The 3,394-nt window shown below is 68.7% G+C and carries 2 protein-coding genes and 1 pseudogene; all 3 read right to left on the reverse strand.

The features are described from left to right. Positions 1 to 5: 5 nt before the first annotated feature. Positions 6 to 395, reverse strand: coding sequence for an SCO5389 family protein (locus ACFQ87_RS45140; RefSeq protein ID WP_380616866.1), 390 nt, complete (start codon positions 393 to 395; stop codon positions 6 to 8). A gap of 102 nt (positions 396 to 497) precedes the next feature. Next, positions 498 to 2,042 (reverse strand): MFS transporter, encoded by a 1,545-nt coding sequence (locus tag ACFQ87_RS45145; protein WP_380616867.1) that lies wholly within the window; start codon positions 2,040 to 2,042, stop codon positions 498 to 500. Positions 2,043 to 2,955: 913 nt separating this feature from the next. Beyond that, a pseudogene (locus ACFQ87_RS45150) lies at positions 2,956 to 3,394 on the reverse strand (hypothetical protein); the annotation flags it as partial.

A 3,394-nucleotide genomic window follows, 5' to 3' on the forward strand; every position in this document is an offset into this window, starting at 1 on the left:
CGGGCTCAGCAGCTGCGCAGCTCCGGGCTCTGGTTGCGGATCTGGTTGTGCAGCGAGGTGAACTCGCGGTACGCCTCGCTGTCCTCGGCGCCGGGCCGGAAGGCGCCGACGCGGTGGCAGTTGACGAAGGCGAGCTTCACGCCGAAGTGGTCCTCCAGGCTGCCCCGGATGGCGTTGCTGGCCAGCGCGCGCAGCAGCTGGGCGCGCTGCTCGTCGCTGGGGGTGGTGTTGTCGGTGGTGAACTCGGCCTCGGTGGCGGCGAGTTCGGTGCTCAGCCCGGCGACGACCTGGTAGGCGTACGGGAGCGAGTTGCGGACGGTGTCGAGGAAGTCGGCCTCGTCCACGCGGCCATTGCGGGCCTGGTCGAGGAGGGCGGGGGAGACGTCGAGCGACATGGGTGTCCTCTTTCGCGGGGCGCGCGGGTGCGCGCTCTGGGATGGATATCGAAGATGAAAACCATTTGCGTAAAGGACTGTCCTGGACGCCCCGACGATCTGTCAAGTGACGCCCCCCGGAAGGTTGACGTGCGGCGGCTCCGGCGGTCGGCGGATCTTGATGACGAACACCGCGATCACCACCGCGAGAGCCACGAACACCAGCCCCATCTGGAAGGCGCCGGCGATGCCGTGAACCAGCACCTGTGAGGAGTACGGCGCCGGCAGTTTGCCGCTCGCCCTGAACCGGGCGGCCTGCTCCGGGGTGGCGTGCTGTAGGAACTTCCCGACCTGCTGCCGGGCCTCGTTGTGGCTGGCCGTGCCGTACACCGTGACCAGGATCGACAGGCCGAGCGAACCGCCCACCTGCTGGGTGGTGTTGAGCATGCCGGTGGCCGCGCCGGTCTCGTGCGGGGCCACCTGCGAGACGACCGTGAGCAGCACCGGCACGAAGATCGAACCCATCCCGAAGCCGAACAGCAGCGTCGGCCCGAGGATCCCGGTCGCGTAGCCGGTGTCGATGTCGATCCGGGTCGCCCAGAACACGCCGGCCAGCACCAGCGTCGACCCGGTGACCAGGAACGGCTTCGGGCCCCACCGCAGCTGGTTGCGGGCGGCGAGCTGGGAGGCCGCGACGATGGCCACGCTGATCGGGAGGAAGGCGAAGCCGGCCCGCAGCGGGCTGAAGCCGAGGATCTCCTGGACGAACAGGGTGATGAAGAAGAAGATGCTGAACATCGTCGCGGACACACAGAGCATCAGCCCGTACGCGCCGGAGCGGTTGCGCTCGCGCAGGAGGTGCAGGGGCGTGATCGGCTGCCGGGCGCGCTGCTCGTTCAGCGCGAACGCCGCCAGCAGCACCACCGCGAGGCTGAACGCGGTCACGGTGACGGCGTCGGTCCAGCCGTGGTCGGAGGCGCGGATGAAGCCGTACACCAGCGAGACCATTCCCGCCGTGGCGGTGAACGCGCCGGCCAGATCGAAGCGCCCGGGGTGGCGTTCGGACTCGTTGATGTAGAGCGGCGCGAGCAGCGCGACCGCGATCCCGATCGGCACATTGACGAACAGCACCCAGCGCCAGGACAGCCAGGAGGTCAGCATGCCGCCGAGCAGCAGACCCACTGCGCCGCCGGCACCAGCGACGGCGGAGAACACCCCGAACGCCCGGTTGCGCTCAGGGCCCTCCTTGAAGTTGGTGGCGATCAGCGCCAGCGCGGTCGGCGAGGCGATCGCCCCGCCCAGCCCCTGCAGAGCCCGCGCGGCCAGCAGCCAGCCAGAGGACTGCGCCACGCCACCGAGGAGAGAGGCGAAGCTGAAGACCAGCACGCCGACGACGAACACCCGCCGGCGCCCGAGGATGTCGCCTGCCCGCCCGCCGAGCAGCAGCAGCCCGCCGAAGGTGAGGGTGTAGGCATTGATGACCCAAGACAAGTTGGTGGTGTTGAACTTCAGGACCTGCTGGATGTGGGGCAGCGCGATGTTCACGATGGTGATGTCGAGAACGACCATGAGCTGGGTGGCCGCAATGACGGTGAGGGCTATCCCCGGGTACTGGCCGCGTCGTGCAGTCGCGGGCGGTGCGAGCGCCAGGGTGCGCGAGCTTGCCATGGCAGGTCCCCCAATGGCGTGGGGTCGAACGACGGTGAGTGAACGGAATCCGTTCGCTACCACGGACCGTAGTCCCGGGGAGATAAGGAACACAAGCGTTCATTACCGACAACCGTCTGTTTTCGGACAGTGGCGGGCGGTGGCGCCTGTGCAACGGGAGGACCGGCGCGCCGATCGTGTCGTTCAGGCACTGGGCACGTTGCACCGGTTCTGCCTCTGACGCCCAGCGTGAGCCGTCAACCGGATCAGCGAGCGTCTTACCGCTCGTTGGCCGCGGAGCCGGACGGGCCAGCGTGGACGAGCCGGCGGTCGAGGTCGGTCAGCGCACGGGCAGGCGCGTACTCGTCGCCGATCTTGGGGGACGGGCGGGTCGTCCAGGTTGCGATATGACCGGCAACGCCCGCCGGTTGCCCTATCAGACAGCGAGAACGTGGCGGCCTTACCCGATGCAGCCCTTCTCGCCGCGAATACGAGCGCGAAACGTTCTGAGCTTTCTAACGTCCTCATTGCGCACCACCGCCAGTAGTCAGACGGCGTTTGATCGCTGATCGGCCCTGGCCACCCACCAGGCGTCGCGTTGCAGGTACTCGACCTGGCCGGCATGGCTGGGCTCGGAGGCCTCGCTCTCGGGGTCGGTGCTTCACCCGCCACGATCTCGTCCGACACGCCGTCGAGTAGAAACGCCGTGCCGGGCTGTGTCGTCGGCCTGAGCCGCCCGCCGTCGACCTTGCACTTACGAGCTCCGGCCCGCCCGACGCCATAGGAGGCTCGCCGAGGTTACAAGAACCCCAGGCTCTCCGAAGCAGGGCTCAGGGCATCGCCTCCGAGCGTTCCCGGGCACGTTGCTGAAACGGTGAGTGTGCTACCCGTCGATGCGGACAGTAACGAGGGATTGGCTTGAAGTATCGGGCGGTCAGGGTTTGGCGGCCAACCTGCCGACGCGCGTCGGCTCGGGCGGGAGCGTGGCCCGGGGCGCAATCTCTGCCCTGGCAGCGAGGTGGGCGAGCGCCTGGTCGAAGCCTGCGGCTGTGGCCCCCGCATGGGCGGTGATCGTGAGGGTTCGGCGTTCCGAGCAGCGCACGCCTTCGGCGATCGCCTGACCAGGGTGGCAGCCGGCGAACTCGAGGAGCCACCCGGCGCTGGCGCGGAGTTCGCCGCTGCTGCCCTGGTGGACCGGGCAGCCACGGTCGAACCGGTGCGTAGCCTTGGTGGCGGTGACTTGCAGGTTGAGGAAGACGGAACCGACCTGTCGGCCGTCGGGGCCGCTCGGGTCAAGGAGGAGGCCGCGGTGGCGTATCAGACGGGTGGCTCCCGAGACGCTGTAGGAGGCATAGAACTTGCGGCCGATCAGC

The sequence above is a fragment of the Kitasatospora sp. NPDC056531 genome (assembly GCF_042794375.1).
GTDB lineage: Bacteria > Actinomycetota > Actinomycetes > Streptomycetales > Streptomycetaceae > Kitasatospora.